Source organism: Kitasatospora cystarginea, from assembly GCF_039533515.1.
GTDB lineage: Bacteria > Actinomycetota > Actinomycetes > Streptomycetales > Streptomycetaceae > Kitasatospora > Kitasatospora cystarginea.
The window spans coordinates 1-19,482 of the sequence record NZ_BAAATR010000060.1 but is presented as its reverse complement, the minus strand read 5'-3'; the positions used below and the strand labels follow the sequence as shown (position 1 = coordinate 19,482).

Here is a 19,482-nt window from a genome sequence, read left to right as displayed (position 1 = left end):
GTGGCGGATCTCGTCCGCGTTCCAGCGGGCACCGGCGAGCAGGTGCGGGAGCCCGGCGGAAAAGGCGTGGCCAGCGTAATGCACGGGTCCAGGTGGAGGGGAACCCGCAGGGCGGCGCGACTGGCGGGGGTCAGAACTCTGTCGTCACGGTGGCGCCGGTGAAGGCGGTGGTGGCGTGGAGGGTGATGTAGTTCCAGCCGGTCGGGGGACTGGTGATGGTGAGGGTGTGCGGGCCGTCGCCGGTGGCGGAGGCGGTGTTGGCAGTGCTGTCGGCCCAGGTGGTGGGGCTGTAGAAGAGGTCGGTGGTTCCGGTGCCGGGGGTGGTCGTGATGGTGAGGGTCTTGGTTCCGGCGGGGATGTCGATGTAGAGGTAGCTGTTGTCTCCGGCGGCGGCGGTGAGGTTGGATCGGCTGCAGTTCCGGTCCAGCCGGCGGGTGTCGTCAGCGGTGCACTCGGCGGCTGAAGCACCGACCGCGACCGTCTGGTCGGCGGTTGCGGTGGCGCCGGCCTTGTCGGTGACGGTCAGCCGGACGTGGTAGCTGCCCGGCTTGGTGTAGGTCTTGGTCGGGTTGGCGTCGGTGGAGGTGGTGCCGTCGCCGAATTCCCACTTGTGGGCGGTGATCGAGGCCGAGCCTTCGGTGGTGTCGGTGAGCGTGACGTTCAGCCCGTTCGCCTTGGCGGTGAAGGTGGCGGTGAGCGGCTTGCCGGCGGCGTTGCACGCGCTGGCGGCGCATTCCTTGAGCCACTTGGCCCAGTCGGCGTCGTAGCTGGTGCCGATGGAGTTGATCAGGCCTAGTGCGGCTTTGTAGTCGCCGGATCGGTAGTGACCGAGCAGGGTGTCGATGTCGGAGCGGTGGTTCTCCATCATGTAGCGCACCGCGAGGTAGCCCCAGGGGTAGATCCGGTCCGTGCCGCTGCTGTAGGTGTTGGCGAAGACGGTGCTGAGCGGGTAGGTGCCCTTGGCCGCGTCGGCGACCGCCTCGGCGTCGGTCACGCCGCGGTAGCCGTAGGACTCGTACTCGGCGAAGCCCTCGATCCACCAGATGGTGTCAGGGGTGGAGGTTGCGGCGGCGAAGTCGCCAGCGGTGTCGAAGCGGCCGTCGAGGTAGTGGGTGTACTCGTGGTTGAGGTTCCATATCTGGAAGCTCGGGCGCAGCCAGTCGGCTTCATAGGCGACGAACCGGGCTTGGTTGTCGGGCTTGGAGGGGTCGCCTTCCTCGTAGATGCCGCCGTTGTTGGTGTCGACGCCGAAGATGACGTTGGCGTAGGTCTGGTAGTCGCTGGTGGAGTGGAAGACGTCCACCTCCATGGCGCTGTTGTGGTCGTCGGGCAGCGGGCCGGGGTCCTTGACGAGGTTGTGGAAGTAGGCGTTCTCGCCGGTGAGGCTGTCACAGGTGCTGAGCAGCTGGTCCTTGGTGAGCGCCTGGGTCACGATGTGGACCGTGCCGCACTGGTAGTCGATGGTCAGCACGGCCGCCTTGAGCCGGTTGGCGAGGTCGCAGGTGCCGTAGTCGGAGCAGTTGTTCTGGTCGTTGTCGTTTGCCTGGGCGGCGATGCCGACCCAGAGGGGTGCGGTGGGGCCGGTCATCGAGGACTTGGCCAGCAGGCTCTTGATCATCGGACGGACGGTGGGGGCCAGGGTGCGATCCTGCAGGAACCGCGCCAGTTCGGTGCCGGCGTTGGACGCCAGGTAGCTCTGCGGTCCGCCGAGGAGGCCGAGGTTGTTGTTGGCGAAGGTTTCGAGGGTGGTGAGGATGGAGGGGTCGGCGTCGGTGGCGGTGACGAAGTCGGGGTTCTGGTGGCCGCGGAAGAGGACGGTGTAGACGTTGTTGACCGCGGTCAGCATGTTGTACGAGTTGTTGTACGAGCTGTTGTAGCCGGTGAGCAGCTTCTTGAGGACGGGCAGGTAGCGGGCGTTCTGGCTGGCGCTGTCGATCAGGGTGACGGCTTCCGACAGGACTGCGCCGTTGGCGTCGGTGGCGTCCAGGCTGTGGGGGTTGGCGTAGAAGGAGTCCAGGGCGGACTGGATCGCGGTCTGCAGAGCGCTGCCGTAGGTGCCGACGTCGGAGGGGTGGTTCCACTGCACGTAGTAGCCGGCCCGAAGGTAGAGCACGAGTTCCAGGACGTGGGTGCTGTTGTCACCCGGGTAGTCGCGGGAGGCGGTGGCCAAGGCGTCCGCCACAGTGGTCATCTGCGACTCCTGGAAGGCCAGGTGTGCGTCTGAACCGGTGAGGCTGAACAGGCCGTTGATGCAGTCCGGGCCCGCGGACTGGATCGCCTGGAGCAGGGCGCTGCCGGTGTTTGCGGTGAAGGCGCTGGTGGAGCACTCGGCGGCGCTCGCCTTCGGGCCGCCTGCCTTCGCGGTCGCTGCCTTCGACAGTGCCGCGGCGGACCTCGCCGGCTTGCTGTAGTCCTGGTGCAGTGCCTCGGTGTTGGACGGCAGAGGTCGACGGTCCTTGGGGCGCACCTGCTTCGAGTCGTCGTCCTGGACGGCGTCGGTGGCTGACTGGGGTGCCAGGCCCGGGCGGGGAGTGGCGGTCTTGACTGCAGGGGAGGGGCTGGTGAGCCCCGCATGGGCCCTGCCCGGCCCGTTGGCCGCGATCCCGATCCCGGCGGTCAGCGCGAGGGCGGCGGCTATCAGGAGCTTGGGCAGCTTCTTGCGGGCGTGTGCGGCTTTCATGTGGTTCTCCTGGTGTGGGGGCAGCGCCGTGCGGCACGGCCTAGCGGAGGAGGGGACTGCGCAATCAGATGACGTGTCGTCAGTTTTCGCAGCGCCGTTGGCCCGCGTCGGGCGTCGGGCGCCGAGCCGATGGCGGGTCCTGGCCGATCACGAGCTCGCTGATCAACTGACTTGTGGTCAGTTCGGGATCATCCGTGGCGGGGCGGGACACCGGCGATGACGCTCACCGCCACCGAAGTACCCACCGGTACACGGCCCTTGTCACGCCCGCATACCGCTCGTTTGTCAGTCATGCGCTCTCCTCACCGGCAGATGGGTGGTTTGCTGCCGACGTATGGGAGATCGGGCGCGGGGCTGCGGATAACGGAAAGTGTGCGAGATCTTCAGGATGGCGAGCGCGGGAACCCGGCCTGAACCGCTCAACCGCAGGTGGGGCGTGGTCCTGGGGCGGTGTCAACTCCTCGGCTGTGAAGGCCGATCGTGCAGGCAGCGCCTCGCTGGTTGTGAGGCGGGCTCCCATGTAGGGTCTCCGCCGCTACCAGGGCTTGGTCAGGTCGGTGCGTGGCGGCGCGTCCTTGTGCCAGTTGGTGTCGTTGATGTGGTGTGACACCTGAGGAGATGGCCGAAGTCCGGAGAGAACAACTGACAAGTCAACAACACCCGTCGGCTAGCCTGGACAATCTCACACCATGAACTCTCAGCCATTGTGGGGCCCCTTGGGCCGGCTGCTCCGCACCATCCGGGCGTATCCGCGCCGATCGCCGCTGACCCTCGCCTATGTCGGCCTGCTTCTGCTCAACCACGCCTGGGTCAGCTTCGGGCTGTCTTCCGAGAGGGCGGCCACCCTGTTGGGACCGACCGCGACAAGCCGACCGACAACCCGCACTTCTGACGGCGGGACGGCCAGCCCCCGCGGCCGACCGTCGGGGCTGGCGGCGGCCGTCTCGCCCGGCTTTCGGCGACGTTGCTCGGACCGTTGACCTGGTAGTTGATCAGCCGTCGATGACTCCCGCAGTGCCGGGATGCCTTACAGGTCGATAGCCCTCTCGTGGCGCGGCTCGTACATGCCCAGCTCGCTGCCGCCCGGCAGCCGGAACCTGGTGAGCCGTCCCCAGCGTGCGTCGGTGACCGGCTGCGTGAACTCGACTCCCTTCGCGGCCAGGCTCCGCACCGTTGCGTCGACGTCGTCGCACATCAGATAGAACTCCTGCGTCTCCGGGCCCTCCGTGGCATGCACGGCGATCTCGGTCGGCGGGAGCTTGAAGATCAACCAACCGCCTCCCGCGTCGACATGCGGAAACTCCAGCACATCCCTGAAGAAGGCCCGGTCGGCATCCGCATCACGGCTGTAGAGGATGACGTGTCCGCCAGTGATCATGCGGCCAGGGTAGGTCCTGGCACGAACAACGTGGTGCTGCGACGCCGTACTACGTGTTCGCGGACCACGAGCGGTCAGCCGTCCGAGCAGAGCCAGTGGCAGACGCTTCCGGCCGCTCCAAATCCCGGAATCCGCGGATCCTCTCTCCCCGGTCCCCCGTCCCGGGTGTCCTGCCCCATCGCTCTCCCCCGAGGTTGCCCCCTGATCGCCCATCTGCGCCGCGTCAAGGACACCACAGACCTGCTCGCCCACCTGTACGGGCCGGATGAGCGCGGTACGCACAGCAACCCCCGGCTGGTCGGCGGCGATTGCCACGGTGCGCCGATCGAGATGCTCGCCGCCACCGGCGCCATGCCCTACCTCGCGCAGGCCCCCGACGCTCCGCTCGAGCGCCTGGGCGATGGTTGCCATGGGGTTCTCCCCGCGGTCCTTACCTCGGTGTCCTGAACGGCTGTCCTCAGACTCCCTGGCGGCGGCGCCCCGCCGACCCGGTGCCGGACACTGGTCGACCCCGGCCCGGGTACTGGCCAGGGTTCGGCACTGGCTCGACGGGCCCGCAGTCCCGGGATCGTGATCGGTGAATGCTGACCGGCATCCGTGGCGGCGAAGGAGCTGACGATGGTGGAATTCAAGATCGAGGTCGTGGTCGTCCCTGTCTCGGACGTGGACCGGGCCAAGGACTTCTACACGCGGATCGGGTTCCGCGAGGACGTCGATTTCTTCGGGCTCGGCGGCTGAGAGGCGTCGGTGGAGCCTGATCGCAACGGCGAACCAGACGTGACAGGGGATCCGCTCTCGCCACGGCTGCACGGACGCGCCCGGGAACAGGAAGCGCTCGATGGGCTGTTGCTCGCCGTGCACCGCCGACACAGCCGCGTACTGGTCCTGCGCGGCGGGTCCGGCGTCGGCAAGACCGCCCTGCGCACCCATCTGGCGAGTCGCGCCCCGGCGGGCCGCGTCGTCCGCACCGTCGAGGTGGAACCGAATCCGAGATCACGTACTCGGCACTCCAGCAGGTGTGCGCTCCGCTGCTGAGCCATCTGGACAGGAAGGGGCAGGGCGGCATGAAGTCCATCACCACAACGATGGTGGGCCGCGAGGACGAGCAGGCGGAGCTCGTGGCGTTCGTGAAGTCCGCCACGGGCCAGGCTCTCGTCCTGCGGGGGGAGACGGGGGTCGGCAAGAGTTCGCTGTTGAGCCACGCCGCCGCGCTGGCGGAGCAGGAGGGCCACGTCGTCATCCGGGCCGCCGGCGTCGAGGCGGAGTCCGCGCTGCCCTATGCCGGGCTGCATCAGTTCCTTCATCCGTTGCTCGCCGACGCCGCGCGGTTGGATGACGGGACCCGGGCGGTGTTCGACGCCGTGTTCGGCGGAGTGCAGGGCGATCCGCCCTCGGTCATGACGCTCGGCATCGCCGTTCTCAGCCTGCTGGCGCTCTCCGCTGCTGGGCGGTCGCTGCTGCTGGTCCTCGACGACGGGCAGTGGCTGGACGACTCCAGCGCCGACGTCTGCGGCTTCGTGGGCCGACGCCTGACCAGCAGCCCGATGAGGCTGCTGGTCGCAGTCCGCACCGACATCACGTCGCGCTTCGACACCGCCGCACTGCCCGAACTGCCGATCGCCGCCCTCGCCGACGAGGACGCGGCACGCCTGCTGGACCACCGGTACCCGGATCTGAGCCGACAGATCCGCCGAATCGTCCTGGAGCAGGCCCAGGGCAACCCGCTGGCCTTGCTGGAGCTGCCCGCCCACTTCGCCGACCGGTCGAGCGACCTCCCGGCCGAAGGCCTCATCGGTCAGCACGGCGTGCCGTTGCCCCGGCGGCTGCAACGGCTGTTCGGCGCCCGCATCGCAGCCCTCGACGAGCGGGTGCGGGCCGAGCTGCTGATGGGCGCGCTCGACGGCGCCGGGACCCCGAGCGGCGCCGACGCCGTCCCCGGCACGCGCTATGGCATGCGCGACGCCGACACGGCAGTGGCTGCCGGGCTGCTGGACATCGAGGTGGCCACCGGCGATGTCGTTTTCCGCCACCCGCTTGTGCGTACCGCCGTCGTGCAGATGGCCACTTCCAACCAGCGCCGCGCCGCGCATCTGACGCTGGCGCAGGTTCATCGGGAGAACCTCGAACGCCGGGCGACGCACCTGGCAGCGGCAACGGTCGATCCCGACGAGGACGTCGCCGACATCCTGGAGGCGGCGGCCGGGTCGGCGACCCGGCGCGGCGGCGCGCTGGCTGCCGTGACCTGGCTGACCCGGGCCGCCGAGCTCAGCGAGAACCGCACCGACCGGTCCCGGCGGCTGACCGACGCGGCCTTCGTCGCCGGGCACGCCGCCCGCCTCGGCCAGGCACACCGGCTGGTCCAAGCGGACCTCGCACCCGGTTCGACGCAGTCGCCGGCCTCGGTGCTGGCGACCGCCTACCAGGCGCTCTACCAGGACGGAGACGTCCGCTCCACCCATCGACAGGTCTCGGCCGCGATCGAGAAGCTGCGGGACGCCGGGCCAGCCGCTGTGTCGACTGTCGGCAGGGCCGCTGAGTCGACTGTCGGCAGAGCCGCTGAGTCGACTGTCGGCAGAGCCGAACCTGAGGAGGTCCTCACCCGGCTGGTGATCCTCCTCCTGGCGATCAGTCAGTACAGCGGGGACCGCGCGGCCTGGGAGAGCACGCACGAACTCCTCGCCTCCATGGGCGGCCTCGTCACCGAACGCTCGCGCCTCTACAGCGGTACCTGGAGCGATGTGACCAGGCACGGAGCCGACTGGGCCGGGCCGGTGCGACAAGCCGCCGCGGAGCTGCCGGATCTGGAACCCTGGGACGTCACGCGGTTGGGTGCGGCCGCGTACCACCTCGACGTCCTGGGCCAGTACCGCCCCCACCTCCAGCGCGTCGTGGACCGCGAGTTGGAGACCGGGGCCGTGGCCACCGGCATGGTGATGCTGCACCAGATCATGCTCGACCAGATGGCGGTCGGCGAATGGGCCGAGGCTGAGGAAACCGGACTGCGCGGTCTGGACCTGGCGGCCGAGCACGGCCACCATCTGTTCGCCGCCCAGAGCCGCGCGTACCTGGCCCAGCTCGCGGCGCTGCGCGGACAGGTCGGGCGGGCGCGGGACCTGCAGGCCGAGGTGGACGCCTGGGCCCGCCCACGCGGACTGGGGTTCCTGACCCAGGCCGCCGACTCCGCCGGCGCGACCGCCGCGCTGAGCTCCGGCGACTACGAGGCCGCGTACCTCTACGCCATCGGCATCACGCAGCCGGGCACGTTCCGGCCCTATGCGTATCAGGCCTCGCGTACCCTGCTCGATCTCGTCGAGGCCGCCCAATACACCGGACGCGTCGAGCAGGCCCGGGCGCACGCCCTCGCCGCCCGCGCCGCCGGTCTGCCGCTCGTGTCACCCCGCCTGGGGCTGATCACCTACGGCGCGCTGGCGATCACCGCCGAGAACGAGCAGGAGGCCGCCGAGATGTTCGCGCGGGCCGAATCCCACCCGGATGCCGCCCGCTTCCCGTTCGAGCTGGCCCGAATCCGGCTGGCGCACGGCATCCGGGTGCGCCACGTCCAGGGCCCGGCGACGGCGCGGCAATACCTGGTCCCGGCGGCCGAGGCGTTCGAGCGGCTGGGCGCGGCCGGCTGGAATGAGCGGGCCCGGGCCGAACTGCGCGCCACCGGGACCCCGCCCCGCACCTCGACGCTGAACCTGGCCTCGCTGACCTGGCAGGAACGCCGCATCGCCGACCTGGCTGCCGGCGGCCTGACGAACAAGGAGATCGGCGAGCGGATGCACCTGTCGCCGCGGACCGTCAGCTCACACCTGTACCGCGTCTTTCCCAAGCTGGGCATCACGAGCCGGGCAGCGCTGCGCGACGCGCTGAGCCGGACCGAGGAGGTTTCGCAGGTCTGATGCTCGCGCTCAGTCCCGTGCGGCCACGGCCTCGACCTCCTCACCGACCGCATGAATGTGACGGTCCGGCAGGTCCTCGTGCGTCTTCGAGCGTCTCGACGTCATGTGACTGATGTGCCCGGCCGGTGGCCGACGAAGAGTGGAGGCGCCAGCGAGTCTCCGGGAAAGGACCAGACATGATCAACAGGCGTACATTCACCAAGGCGGTCGGTCTCGGCGTGGGCGCCACGGCCGTGTCGGTCGGCGCGGCATCGAACGCGTCTGCCGCCTTCGCGGCCGATTCCGACCGGCCCGACCGTCCGGCCCCGGTCATCCCGACCATCGCCCCGGGCACGCACACGACGTTCACCGACCTGAAACGAGTCCAGGCCGGCGTGCTCGACATCGGCTACGCCGAGGCCGGGCCGAAGCACGGGCCCGTGGTCATCTGCCTGCACGGCTGGCCCTATGACATCCACAGCTTCGTCGACGTGGCGCCGCTGCTGGCGGACGCCGGCTACCGGGTGATCGTGCCGTATCTGCGGGGCCACGGCACCACGAGCTTCCTGTCTCCGACGACCGTCCGCACCGGGCAGCAGTCCGCGATCGCCCTCGACATCATCGCCCTGATGGACGCCCTGAAGATCCACAAGGCGGTGCTGGCCGGCTTCGACTGGGGCTCGCGGACCGCCGGCATCATTGCGGCGCTGTGGCCGGAGCGGGTCAAGGCCCTGGTGGCGGTGAGCGGTTACCTCATCATCAACGTCCCTTCGCAGAAGAACCCGCTGCCGCCGAAGGCCGAGCACACCTGGTGGTACCAGTACTACTTCGCCACCGACCGCGGCCGCGTTGCCATGGAGACCAAGCAGAACCGGCACGACCTGTGCCGGCTGGTGTGGGACGAGGTCTCCCCGACCTGGAACTTCGACGACGCCACCTTCGAGCGCACGGCCGCGGCGTTCGAGAACCCCGACTACGCCGCCATCGTGGTCCACAACTACCGCTGGCGCTTGGGCCTGGCCGACGGCGCGCGCCGCTATGACCGCTACGAGCAGCTGCTCGCAGCCCGGCCGGTCATCACGGTGCCGACCATCGCCCTGGACCCCGCCCTCGACCCGTTCCTGGCCACGACCGACGGCACGGGGTACCGGAAGTTCTTCACCGGTGCATACGAGCACCGCGTGCTCACCGGCATCGGCCACGATGCACCGCAGGAGGCGCCGACGGCGTTCGCCCGGGCCGTGGTGGACGCCGACCATCTGTGACCCACAAGGGTGTCGACCGTGTGGAGGTGCGGAAGTGAGTGATCCCAGCACGCACGAGCAAGCAGCGGAAATCCGCAAGGCCCGATTCGGCGCGCTCCCGGAACGTGTCGCCTTCGAGGACATGGTCGAGGAGAAGCCGGTGCTGTCGGCGAATCAGACGGCGGACGCCTACGACCCCGACCGCCTGGCGGTCAGGTTCTCCTGCCTGGCGGCGGATCTGGGGCTTTGAGCGCAGCGGGTCAAGCGTTCGGGTCCTCCCCCGACCAGGGGACGGACCCGAACTTGCTGCGCGTCGGTCAGTCGCGCGAAGCCTGGACGCAGCGGAAGCTGCTCGCGACGCTCGGGTCACCGTGGCCGGTGTACCGGGAGACCATCGGGTAGCGGTAGACGTCGCGGGCGACGGTCTGGCCGGTGGCGGTGGTCAGGGTGGCGTGCAGCACGTTCGGGGCCTGGCCGTGCTCGACCCAGGCGGTCAAAGCGGCCAAGTCGTCGACGCTGCCGGCGTTCAAGCCGCAGTGCGTGACGCCTGGGGCCAGGAAGACGCGGTAGAAGTCGTCAACCTCCTTGGTACCGCCCATCAGAAACACCGGCCGCCGCGAGCGCCAGAAGCCGTCGTTGCGTGATCTCTCCTCGGGTTCGGGTATGGCGTCATCACTGTCGTCGACACACCGACTCGGGCACATCCGTCAGCTGACGCTGAGTCGAGAAGGCGGCACGCGGCGCCCGAACGGGCAGAAGGCTTGAAGTCACATGACCGATGTGGCCGGGAAGAGCCGCGGGCGACAGTGAAGGCCACCAAGTCCACTGGTTCTAATCCCGGGAGCGTGGCCCATGTTGAGCATCGAGAACGGCCGCACGAGGCGGATCATCGCGGGGATGGCCGCTGCGCTCGGCACAGCCGTGGCGATCGGCGCCTTCGCCTTCACCAGCACCGCTGACGCGGCGACCAACCCGGCGGCGGCCGACCGCAGCCCGAAACCGACCATCGTGCTGGAGCACGGAGCCTTCGCGGACGGCTCCAGCTGGGACGGCGTCATCACGCAGCTGCACCGCGACGGCTACCCGGTGGTCGCCGCCGCCAACCCACTGCGCGGCCCGGCGTCCGACGCCGCCGCCCTGCGCAGCCTCATCGCCCACATCAACGGCCCGGTCATCCTGGTCGGCCACTCCTACGGCGGCTCGGTCATCAGCGAGGCCGGCTACGACAACCCGAAGGTCAAGGCCCTCGTTTACGTCGCCGCGTTCCTGCCGGCCCCCGGCGAGACCGCGCTGCAGCTGACCAGCCAGTTCCCCGGCTCGACGTTGCCGGGCACCCTGGACCCGGTGCCGTTCGCCAACCCGGACGGCAGCACCGGCACCGACCTGTACATCCAGCAGGACAAGTTCCGGCACCAGTTCGCCGCCGACGTCCCGGCCGACCAGGCCGCGCTGATGGCCGCCGCCCAGCGCCCGATCGCCCAGGCCGCCCTGCAGGAGAAGGCCACCGCCGCCGCCTGGGAGCAGAAGCCGAGCTGGGACATCGTCACCACCCAGGACCTGAACGTCCCGCCGGCGGCCCAGGAGTTCATGGCCGAGCGCGCCCATGCCCACACCACCGAGGTCGCCGCCTCGCACTCGGTCGCGGTCTCGCACCCCGGCCTGGTCGCCGACGTCATCGAGAAAGCCGCCCGCGTCACCCGCTGACCTGTCGGATGGCCCCAAAACGCCGGGAGGGCGGCCCCAGCCCGCCCCCTCCGCCCTTCCGGGATTCACCCGGCACCAGCTGACGCGCAAGGGGTGCCCAGTGTTGCGGCAGTGGGCGCCGCGTCCGGTTGCCAAGCCGTGCATTGGGCACGAGGCCGCCGTCAAGGCTGTGGCGACTGGCTTCGGAGAACAGGAAAGGACAGGTCCCGGACTGTCATGGAGATTTCATCGAGTCACCGTGCGATCGAGAACCTGATCGCCGCCTACGCCGAGCACGTCGACAGTGGAGACTTCGGCGCCGTCGGCGCGCTGCTGGCAGATGCCGTGTTCGTCGGCAGCGGGGCACCCGTCCGCGGCCAAAAGGCCATCGAGGCGATGTTCTTGGACACGCTCATCACCTACCCGGACGGCACGCCGCGAACCAAGCACGTCACGACCAACACCGTCATCGACATCGCGGCTGATTCCAGGCACGCAACCGCGCGGTCGTACTTCACCGTGCTGCAGGCGCTGCCGGACCTTCCTCTGCAACCCATTGCCGCGGGCCGGTACCAGGACCAGTTCGAATGCCGTGCACAGCGGTGGCACTTCACCGAACGGCGCGTACATGTCGACCTCGTGGGGAATGTGACGCGCCACCTGCGAGCCTGATGCCATGGCGATGCGGGCGGCACATCTCCTCCCCTCAACAGGCCAACACCTCGGACGTGGGCTGCAACGGCCATGCGGGTGCCTCAGCGCGATCCGGCGACACCGCCGAGCACCACTTCACCGTCGTCGGCGACGACTGGGACGTGGAAGACCGGGCGCGAACCGAACTGGAGCGGCTCGGCCTCGGCCACGTCGCGTTGCGCGACCGGCTCGACCGGCTCAGCGGCGGTCAGATCGTCGGGCTCGGACTGGCCGCACTGCTGCTGAAGCGCCCCGACGTCCTGCTGCTCGACGAACCGACCAACAACCTCGACCGCACAGCCCGGCACCGGCTCTACGAGGTCCTGGACGGTCTGCGGGGCTGTGTCCTGGTCGTCAGCCACGACCGCGAACTGCTGGACCGCATGGACCGCATCGCCGAGTTGGAACGCGGCGAGATGCGGTTCTACGGCGGAAACTTCAGTGCGTATCAGGATGTTGTGGCCACCGAGCAGGAGGCGGCGGAGCGGAACCTCCGGAATGCGGAGCTGGTGCTCAAGCGTGAGAAGCGGGAGATGCAGCAGGCCCGCGAACGGGCTGAACGCCGGGCCGGCAACGCACAGCGGAACCTGAAGGACGCCGGGCTGGCGCGGATCGTCGCCGGCAATCTCAAGCGCAGTGCCGAGAGGAGCGCGGGCACCGCCCGGACGATGCACGCCGCTCGGGTCAGCGAGGCCGCGGAACGCGCCGGCGAGGCGGCACGCGCGGTGCGTACCGAGCAGAACGTCGCATTGGAGCTCCCGGAGACGCGGGTGGCCATCCGGCGGATGACGGGCTTCGGGTCGGCGGCGCGGTGCATCCGCACCGCACGCTCACGCAACTCCTGCGGGTACTTCTTCGGGGCGGCCATGGCCTCGGGTCCTCTCATGAGGCCCATCTGAACCGCTGTCACCATCCGCCGCATCTCGGGGGAAGCTCAAGGCAACGGCGATCATTGATCGGAGAAGGCACCAGCGATCTCGCGACGCGACGAGATCCCCAGCTTGGCGAAGACCTTGCGCAGGTGCCACTCGACCGTGCGAGGGCTGAGGAACAACTGCGCGCCGATCTCCGCGTTCGGGTGCCCGGTGGCCGCGAGTCGGGCGATCTGCGCCTCCTGCGGGGTCAGGACCGGCGCGCCGAGGGTCCGCTTGCGGACGGTCTCGCCGGTGGCGAGCAGCTCCCGACGGGCCCGTTCCGCAAACGCCTCCATACCCATCGTCGCAGCCGCCTCGTACGCCGCCCGCAGCTCGGTACGGGCCTGGGCCCGCCGGTTCTGGCGGCGCAGCCATTCGCCGAACAGCAGCCGGGTCCGAGCCTCGAACACGCCGAGCCCGCCCCGGCCGAAGTGGTCCACGGCCTCGCGGTAGCGGTCTTCGGCCTGCTCGGGTGCTCCGGTCAGGGCGTCGGCGACCGCCTGTGCGCCGAGGGCCCAGGGTGTGCCGGCCTGGCCCCAGTCGGCCAGCCGCACGCGCGCTCGGGCCGCCACGGCCGCCTCGCCGGACCGGGTCGCCGCCTCGACCAGCTCGCTGCACGTCCAGTGGTGCACGACGAGGTCCTGGTACTCGCTGCCCCGGAGCGCCGCTTCCATGGCGAGCGGATAGTTGCCCAGGCCGTTGTGGAGCACGGCCCGCGCACACGCCGCCATGGCGGTGAGCCGGCCCAGGCCGCGCTGCTCGCCCTCCCGTTCCATCGCCTCGATCAGTTCCAGGGCCGGTCGTTCCCGTCCCCGGTACGCGCTGATCAAGGCTGCTGTGACCATGCGCGTCGCCACGCCTGCGGCATCCTCGACGGCCGCGGCCTCGGCCAGCAGATCCCGGGCTTCGGAGAACCGCCCCACATAGCCCAGCGAGGCCGCCCGGTAGGGCAACGCCCTCGAGAGGATCGACAGCGTGCCCGTCGTCCGGGCGGAGCGGACCGCCCGATCGGTGATGTCCAGCCAGGCCTGGAGATCGCCCAGCTCCACGGCGGCGTTCGCGGCCGGCCACAGGACGGCCAGATCCTCGTCGTCGGTGAGGGAGCGCAACGCCCGCGCCAGCAGCGGGAAAGCGGCGACCGGACCGTCCGTGGTCCACGCGACCAGGGCACGGAGGAAGACTCCCGCCGTCTCGTCGCCGGGCGGCAGGTCGCGAGCGGCCTCGGCGGCTCGCCGCAGACCGCCTTCGTCGTGCCGGCCGGCCCAGATGGCCGCGCCGAACGCCGCGAGGTAGGTCTCCCGCGCGGCGGTCGGGTCAAGGTCCCTGAGCCGGCCTGCCGCGTCGAGCAACGGCTGCACCGCGCCGAGCCCCGGGTTGGTCATGGATGACGCCTTGGCCCGCAGGCGACTGGCGTTGGCCTGCTGCAGCCGGTCCAGCGGCCCCAGCTCGGCGGCGGCGAGCAGGTCGGGAACTCGCGCCAGCACGCCCGCGGCGACGTGGGCCCCTGCGGCCGCCAGCGCACGCCGCGCCCGCTCCTTCGGGTCGGGGGTGAGTGCGGCGGCACGTTCCAGGAAGGACGCGGCGGCCGCCCGGCCGCCGCGCGCCAGGGCCCGGACGGCGGAGCACTCCAGTGCGGCGGCGACCTGCTCGTCCGGTCCGACCGCGGCGTGGGCCTGGTGCCAGGCCCGCCGGTCGGGGTCGCGCTCGGCGTCGGTGGCCTCGGCCAGGGCGTGGTGCGCCGCACGCAGTGTGGCGGGATCCGCGCCACGCCAGACGGCCGAACGCACCAGCGGGTGCCGGAACCGCACCGGGGCTCCCAGGGTGATCAGGTCTGCGGCCTCAGCCGGTGCCGCAGCCTCGAGCCCGATGCCCAGCAGGCGCAGAGCCTGCCACAACAGCGGCCCGTCGCCGACCGGTTCGACCGCCGCGACCAGCAGCAGGGCGCGGGTGTCGGCCGGCAGTGCGTCGACGCGCCGACGGAAGCCGTCCTCGACCCGGGTCGCCAGCGGGCCGGCGCCTGGTCCTCCGAAGCCGAACGCCAGCTCCGCCGGTGACAGGCCCCGGGGCAACTCCAGCAGGGCGAGCGGGTTCCCGCCGGTCTCGGCGACGATCCGGTCCCGCACCCGGGCGTCGACCGGCCCCGGCAGCACGCTGTCGAGCAGCGCCCGGGCGTCGGCGTCGGCCAGCCCGCGCAGGGGAAGGTCCGGCAGACCGGAAAAGCCCTCTTCCTTCCGCCCGCCGGTGATCCGCTCGGCGAACACCAACGCCACCGATTCGGCGTCCAGCCGACGCCCGACGAACGCCAGGATCCGCTGGGACATCAGGTCCAGCCACTGCGCGTCGTCGACCAGACACACCAGCGGGGACTCGGCCGCAGCCTCGGCGAAGAGACCGAGGACCGCGATCCCGACCAGCAGCATCTCGGGCGGGTTCCCCGCGCTCAGGCCGAACGCGACCCGCAACGCGTCCTGCTGCACCGACGGCAGTCGATCCAGGTGCGACAGCAACGGGGCGCACAGGCGCTGCAGCGCCGAGTAGGCGAAATCGGACTCGGCTTCGACGCCGGCCGCGTGTACGGTCTGCAGCTGCGCCGCCTGCCCGGCCAGATAGTCGAGCAGTGCCGATTTGCCGACGCCGGCCTCGCCGCGCAGCACCAGCACCCGACTGCGCCCGTCGCGCACCTCGCGCAGCAGGCGGTCCAGCGCCTCCAACTCCCGGGTCCGCCCGAGTAGCTGGTGTTTCGCGTGTTGCGGCATGTCACCTCCGGTACGAGTTCCTCCCGGAGGAGCTTCGCCCATCCTACGAACAGCGGGGCCGGCTGAGCTGCATGGATTCGGTCGCCCCTGGCCGCCATCGCTGACTCGGCGTCATATGACTGATGCGCGGTGGACACATCGCAAATGACAGTGATGACCGATGGGTCTCAAGACAAAGCGTAAGGGGCTTGGCATGACTCGCACATGGTTGATCACCGGCACGTCCCGGGGCTTCGGGCGGCGCCTGACCGAAGCGGTTCTGGAGAGCGGCGACCAGGTCCTGGCGACGGCTCGGCGGCCGGAGCAACTGGCGGACCTGGCCTCCCGCTACGGGGCGCGGGTTCGTACCGCGGCCTTGGACGTGACCGACGTGAATGCGGCCCGTGCCGCGGTGGACCGCGCGGTCGCATCGTTCGGACGACTGGACGTGGTGGTGAACAATGCCGGGTACGCCAACAGCGGCCCGATCGAGGAGATGGCGGACAAGGACTTCCGCGAGCAGTTCGAGGCGAACTTCTTCGGTGTCGTCAACGTCACCCAGGCCGCGTTGCCGGTGCTGCGCGCACAGCGGTCGGGAGTGTTCGTGCAGTTCTCATCCCTGGGCGGCCGGGTCGGAGGCACCCCGGGAATGGGTGCCTACCAGAGCGCGAAGTTCGCCGTCGAGGGCTTCTCCGAGGGTGAAGGTGGTCATCGTCGAGCCCGGCGCCTTCCGGACGGACTGGCAGGGCTCGTCCATGGAGTTGCACGCGGTGGGACCCGACTATGAGGCGACCGTCGGCGCCATGAACCGGTACCGGCAGGAGAACAACGGCACGCAGCCCGGAGACCCGGCACGCGCCGCGCGGGTGATCATCGATGTCGTCGGCCACGACGACCCGCCACGCCGACTGCTGCTCGGCGCCCAGGCCGTGACCGCGGCCCTGGCCGCCGGTGAGGCGCGCGCGGAGGAAACGCGGAAGTGGGCCCGAGTGAGCGCCACCGCTGACTTCCCGGCGGGGCAGTGAGCTACCGGTGCCCCCGCGGCCTCAGCCGCCGGTACAGGTCCCCGGCAGGCAGCCACGCCCGGACCGCGCAGCCCGAGGTCCGCAGCGTCGACACCGTCACACAGCGCGTCGACCACGGCGGGCGCGGCCGGTCGGACCTCGGGCCGGCGTCTGTTGGCCGCAGCCGCGGCGGCGGCCCAGGTGCCCGGCCCCCGCCCCGCGCCCGGAGTGTCCACTGCCCAGTCGGCGGGCGGCCGGGCAGGCTCGGTCTGAACGACCGCCCGGCTCTCCTCGTTCCGGTACGACCACATCAACTTCCTCGGCCGCTACTCCTACACCGGCCTGCGGCAGTGGCGCGACCCGACCGCATCGCACTCGTGATCCGGCACGTCAGGGGATCTGGGCCTCGATCTGGGCGAGGTGGGCGGCGAGGATTTCTTCGAATGCGGCGCGGCGGTCTACTCCGAGGGGGCGGATGTCGCGGGCGAAGTGGGCCAGGGCGGGGAAGCGTTCGGGGTCGGCGCCGAGCACCGCGACACGGAACTGCTCCATGCCCTGTTCGTACTCCTCGGGGGTGATGGTGCTGATACCGGCCTCGGAGGCGATCAGCGCGGCGAGGAGGATCACGATGCGGTGGTATCGCACCGGGACCTCCTCGTCGGGCAGGCCGGACGTGCGCAAGGCCTGCAGCAGCTCCTCCATGACCAATCGAGATCCGGTGCCGCCGGACCCATAGCGTCCCCACACTGCGGCGAGTTGGAGTTGCTCGCCGAAGGCCTCCCGCAGGCGCAGGGCCAGGCCGGTGACGCGCTGCTTCCAGTTGCCCCCGGGACGGTAGCCGTCCATGGCGGCCAGCAGGATCCGGTCGGCAACCGCGCGCAGCAGTTCGGTCTTGTTGCGAAAGTGCCGGTAGAGGCTGGAGGAGTCGGTCCCGAGCGCTGCGGCGAGTTTACGCACGCTGAACGACTCGGCGTCGCTCGTGCGCAGCAGTTCCGCCGCCGTGTCCAGGATCTCCTCGGTCGACCATCGCCTTCGGCCAGTCATCTCGCCCCTCTCGTCCGGGCTCAGCCTAACCTATGCACTTGCTGATGCACGCACTGCGTGCATAATGAGGTCGACGCAGTGTCCGGCCACAACGACACACCCGGCATCCGGCCGGGAGGGGAGAAGGAGACATGAGCGAGACCACTATCGCGACCCGGCCGCCGGAGCCGGACTTCTCGGCGGTCACGACCGAGGAACTGCGCGCCTACCGCGACGCGGAGAACCGCTTCCGGGCCTCCAGCGCGGCGCGGACGATCCTCGGAGAGCCGGACACCGGCGCCGCGATCGTCTGGCAGGAGGTCGCGCTGCCCGGCCGCGACCTACCGGTCCGCGTCTACCGGCCGGCCCCGACGGGAGACGACGAAGCCGCAGCCCGTACCGACCTGCCGCTCGTGGTCCATGTCCACGGAGGCGGCTTCGTGGGCACGGCGGTGCAGTGCGACTGGACCAACAGCCACCTCGCCGCGGGGCTACCCGCCCTCGTCGTCTCTGTCGAGCACCGCCTCCTCGCCCCGGACAGCCCGCTCGCGAACGCCGCCGACGACGGCTGGGACGTGCTCCAGTACGTGGTGCGGCACGCAGCGCAGTGGGGCGTCGACCCGGCGCGCGCGGCCGTCTTCGGTGAGAGCTGCGGCGCGCTGATCTGCGCGCTGACGGCCATCCGGGCCAGGGAGGCCGGCCTGGAGCTCAAGGCGCAGGTACTGGTCAACCCCGTAGTCGACGTGACCGAGACGATGTTCGACTACCCCTCGATCGCCGAGTACGCGTACAACCCGACCCGGGCCCTGCCGCAACTGCGGCTCATCCAGCGGTTCGCCGTCCCGCCGGGAGCCGACACCAGCGCAGTCTCGCCGCTGTACGCGGACGACCTGAGCGGGCTCGCCCCGGCGCTCGTGGTGGTGCCCACCCAGGACGCGGTCGCCGACCACGGCCGCCGCTACGCCGAGCGACTGCAGGCGGCCGGGACCTCCGCGCGGCTCACCGAATACCCGGGAGCGCGACACGCGTTTCTCACCCTGCCCGGCGTGGAACCACAGGCCGAGGCCGCCCAGGCGGAGATCCTCGCGTTCCTCCGCGCGGCCCTGCCAAAGTGACGGAGGAACGATGCGGCCCAGCGGTCTCCCGACTCGGCCGCGGCTGCATGAGCATGACCGGCACCTACGGCTCCACTGACCCGCACGAGGCCGCGGCCACTCTGCTGGACGCCCTCGATTCGGGCGTCACCGTGTTCGACACCGGCGACTTCTACGTTCGCGACGGCCTTGGGGAACTTCGCTCCGTAGGTGCGGGCGAATGCCTTGATCGCCTGCTCGGCGCGGGTGCGGTCCTCGGCGTTGGGCGGTGGTGGGCGCGCATGAGGTCGGCCCGGACGTCGTCGCGGGCGCGCGTCAGGTCCCGGGCTGCTTCCCTGGCCCTATCGGCAGCCCGGCCCACCACCGGACCACGCCCGGCAGCTAGACGAGCGGCCCGCTCCCGACGCACAACCGGTCATGCGGTAACCAACCCGCGCATATCAGGCTGACCGCGCGTCGTCGCCAGGACACGCACCCCACCCGGACCCCCGCCAGCCCCCAGCCCACCACGCCGGGGGCAGGTCACCCCTACACCGCTTGACAAAACGCCCTACATATCGCCTGTCCGACGGGTTGCGTCACCGACCCCGCACCCGACAACGCTGTCACCCGAATGGCGCAACATGACGTGCCACCCACATGGATGAAGATCAAACTGAATAGTGCCCCAACCGAGGCAATCCGTGAAAGGGGAACCAAATGCGCATTCGACGAACCCTCGCCGCCGTCATCGCCACGGCAGCCCTGGCCGGACTCGGCCTCACAGGCGCCGCCACCGCCACCGCCACCACCGCACAGGGTGCCCCATCGTACGTCACCCCTTCTCAGTGCGAGAAGGGCGGCGGAACGCCCGCGATCCACGAGCCGGGCAACCTCTGCAAGGGCGGTACGTACGACGGGCAGCCGGTCGACTGAACCCCACAAGGCGCCCCGCAGCCACGCGCCGTGGGGCGCTACCGCGCGAGCGTAGCCGGGAGAGTCGCAGGGACTGTGTGACCCGTCGGGGGACGTTGTTGTTCTTCGCCCAGCGGAGAACCTTCTTGCCGTTGTGGGCGCAGAGGTTGTCCAGGATCACGTAGACCGGGGCGCCGTCCGGGCGGGCGGCCCGGATTGACCTGAGTGCGGCCAGGGTGTTCGCGGTGCCCTTGCGGCG

At 70.4% G+C, this 19,482-nt stretch carries 13 protein-coding genes and 4 pseudogenes; 11 read left to right on the top strand and 6 right to left on the bottom strand.

Features of this window, described 5'->3' with window-relative positions:
* Positions 1-130: 130 nt before the first annotated feature.
* Together ABD369_RS37040 and ABD369_RS37035 are read right to left on the bottom strand one after the other, a co-directional pair.
* Positions 131-2,680 (bottom strand): collagenase, encoded by a 2,550-nt coding sequence (locus ABD369_RS37040; RefSeq protein ID WP_344641044.1) that lies wholly within the window; start codon positions 2,678-2,680, stop codon positions 131-133.
* 1,027 nt (positions 2,681-3,707) lie between these two features.
* Positions 3,708-4,058, bottom strand: coding sequence for a VOC family protein (locus ABD369_RS37035; protein ID WP_344641043.1), 351 nt, complete (start codon positions 4,056-4,058; stop codon positions 3,708-3,710).
* A 165-nt stretch (positions 4,059-4,223) separates the two neighbouring features.
* Between ABD369_RS37035 and ABD369_RS37030 the strand changes: the two genes are divergently transcribed.
* The 4 genes from ABD369_RS37030 to ABD369_RS37010 all read left to right on the top strand — a co-directional run bounded on the left by ABD369_RS37030 (position 4,224) and on the right by ABD369_RS37010 (position 9,433).
* Entirely contained in the window at positions 4,224-4,505 is a 282-nt protein-coding gene (locus ABD369_RS37030; RefSeq protein ID WP_344641042.1) for a hypothetical protein, read from the top strand.
* Between the two features lie 617 nt (positions 4,506-5,122).
* Positions 5,123-7,960 (top strand): helix-turn-helix transcriptional regulator, encoded by a 2,838-nt coding sequence (locus tag ABD369_RS37020; protein WP_344641041.1) that lies wholly within the window; start codon positions 5,123-5,125, stop codon positions 7,958-7,960.
* Between the two features lie 176 nt (positions 7,961-8,136).
* Positions 8,137-9,204 carry an alpha/beta fold hydrolase gene (locus ABD369_RS37015; protein ID WP_344641040.1) on the top strand — a complete coding sequence of 356 codons (1,068 nt, stop codon included), beginning with the start codon at positions 8,137-8,139 and terminating at the stop codon, positions 9,202-9,204.
* Positions 9,205-9,238: 34 nt separating this feature from the next.
* Entirely contained in the window at positions 9,239-9,433 is a 195-nt protein-coding gene (locus tag ABD369_RS37010) for a hypothetical protein (RefSeq protein WP_344641039.1), read from the top strand.
* A gap of 67 nt (positions 9,434-9,500) precedes the next feature.
* Here ABD369_RS37010 and ABD369_RS37005 read toward each other — a convergent pair.
* Positions 9,501-9,782 (bottom strand): annotated as a pseudogene (locus tag ABD369_RS37005) (tannase/feruloyl esterase family alpha/beta hydrolase); the annotation flags it as partial.
* Between the two features lie 253 nt (positions 9,783-10,035).
* On the opposite strand from ABD369_RS37005, the gene ABD369_RS37000 reads away from it, so the two are divergent.
* From ABD369_RS37000 to ABD369_RS36990, 3 genes and pseudogenes are all read left to right on the top strand, one after another.
* On the top strand, positions 10,036-10,887 hold the full coding sequence (locus ABD369_RS37000; RefSeq protein WP_344641038.1) for an alpha/beta fold hydrolase: 852 nt from the start codon (positions 10,036-10,038) through the stop codon (positions 10,885-10,887).
* A gap of 216 nt (positions 10,888-11,103) precedes the next feature.
* Positions 11,104-11,538, top strand: coding sequence for a nuclear transport factor 2 family protein (locus tag ABD369_RS36995; RefSeq protein WP_344641037.1), 435 nt, complete (start codon positions 11,104-11,106; stop codon positions 11,536-11,538).
* Positions 11,539-11,621: 83 nt separating this feature from the next.
* Positions 11,622-12,371: pseudogene (locus tag ABD369_RS36990) on the top strand (ATP-binding cassette domain-containing protein); the annotation flags it as partial.
* 137 nt (positions 12,372-12,508) lie between these two features.
* On the opposite strand, the gene ABD369_RS36985 reads toward ABD369_RS36990, so the two are convergent.
* Complete coding sequence (locus ABD369_RS36985; RefSeq protein ID WP_344641036.1) at positions 12,509-15,229, bottom strand: ATP-binding protein; 2,721 nt, start codon at positions 15,227-15,229, stop codon at positions 12,509-12,511.
* A 193-nt stretch (positions 15,230-15,422) separates the two neighbouring features.
* On the opposite strand from ABD369_RS36985, the pseudogene ABD369_RS36980 reads away from it, so the two are divergent.
* Positions 15,423-16,233, top strand: a pseudogene (locus ABD369_RS36980) (SDR family NAD(P)-dependent oxidoreductase).
* A 369-nt stretch (positions 16,234-16,602) separates the two neighbouring features.
* On the opposite strand, the gene ABD369_RS36970 reads toward ABD369_RS36980, so the two are convergent.
* Positions 16,603-17,256 (bottom strand): TetR/AcrR family transcriptional regulator, encoded by a 654-nt coding sequence (locus ABD369_RS36970; protein ID WP_344641033.1) that lies wholly within the window; start codon positions 17,254-17,256, stop codon positions 16,603-16,605.
* A 131-nt stretch (positions 17,257-17,387) separates the two neighbouring features.
* Here ABD369_RS36970 and ABD369_RS36965 point away from each other — a divergent pair, with 131 nt between their 5' ends.
* The 3 genes from ABD369_RS36965 to ABD369_RS36955 all read left to right on the top strand — a co-directional run bounded on the left by ABD369_RS36965 (position 17,388) and on the right by ABD369_RS36955 (position 19,244).
* Positions 17,388-18,350, top strand: a complete 963-nt coding sequence (locus tag ABD369_RS36965; RefSeq protein ID WP_344641032.1) for an alpha/beta hydrolase — start codon at positions 17,388-17,390, stop codon at positions 18,348-18,350.
* Complete coding sequence (locus tag ABD369_RS41375) at positions 18,347-18,778, top strand: aldo/keto reductase (RefSeq protein ID WP_425557857.1); 432 nt, start codon at positions 18,347-18,349, stop codon at positions 18,776-18,778. Before ABD369_RS36965 ends, ABD369_RS41375 begins: the two co-directional genes overlap by 4 nt.
* A gap of 250 nt (positions 18,779-19,028) precedes the next feature.
* Complete coding sequence (locus ABD369_RS36955) at positions 19,029-19,244, top strand: hypothetical protein (protein ID WP_344641031.1); 216 nt, start codon at positions 19,029-19,031, stop codon at positions 19,242-19,244.
* 91 nt (positions 19,245-19,335) lie between these two features.
* On the opposite strand, the pseudogene ABD369_RS36950 reads toward ABD369_RS36955, so the two are convergent.
* Positions 19,336-19,482: pseudogene (locus ABD369_RS36950) on the bottom strand (IS630 family transposase); the annotation flags it as partial.

Coding starts and splice junctions, on each gene's coding strand:
- ABD369_RS36970 (WP_344641033.1), bottom strand. CDS start 17,256: ATGACTGGCCGAAGGCGATGGTCGACCGAGGAGATCCTGGACACGGCG.
- ABD369_RS37040 (WP_344641044.1), bottom strand. CDS start 2,680: ATGAAAGCCGCACACGCCCGCAAGAAGCTGCCCAAGCTCCTGATAGCC.
- ABD369_RS36955 (WP_344641031.1), top strand. CDS start 19,029: ATGCGCATTCGACGAACCCTCGCCGCCGTCATCGCCACGGCAGCCCTG.
- ABD369_RS37015 (WP_344641040.1), top strand. CDS start 8,137: ATGATCAACAGGCGTACATTCACCAAGGCGGTCGGTCTCGGCGTGGGC.
- ABD369_RS36995 (WP_344641037.1), top strand. CDS start 11,104: ATGGAGATTTCATCGAGTCACCGTGCGATCGAGAACCTGATCGCCGCC.
- ABD369_RS37035 (WP_344641043.1), bottom strand. CDS start 4,058: ATGATCACTGGCGGACACGTCATCCTCTACAGCCGTGATGCGGATGCC.
- ABD369_RS37000 (WP_344641038.1), top strand. CDS start 10,036: ATGTTGAGCATCGAGAACGGCCGCACGAGGCGGATCATCGCGGGGATG.
- ABD369_RS36985 (WP_344641036.1), bottom strand. CDS start 15,229: ATGCCGCAACACGCGAAACACCAGCTACTCGGGCGGACCCGGGAGTTG.
- ABD369_RS36965 (WP_344641032.1), top strand. CDS start 17,388: ATGAGCGAGACCACTATCGCGACCCGGCCGCCGGAGCCGGACTTCTCG.
- ABD369_RS37020 (WP_344641041.1), top strand. CDS start 5,123: ATGAAGTCCATCACCACAACGATGGTGGGCCGCGAGGACGAGCAGGCG.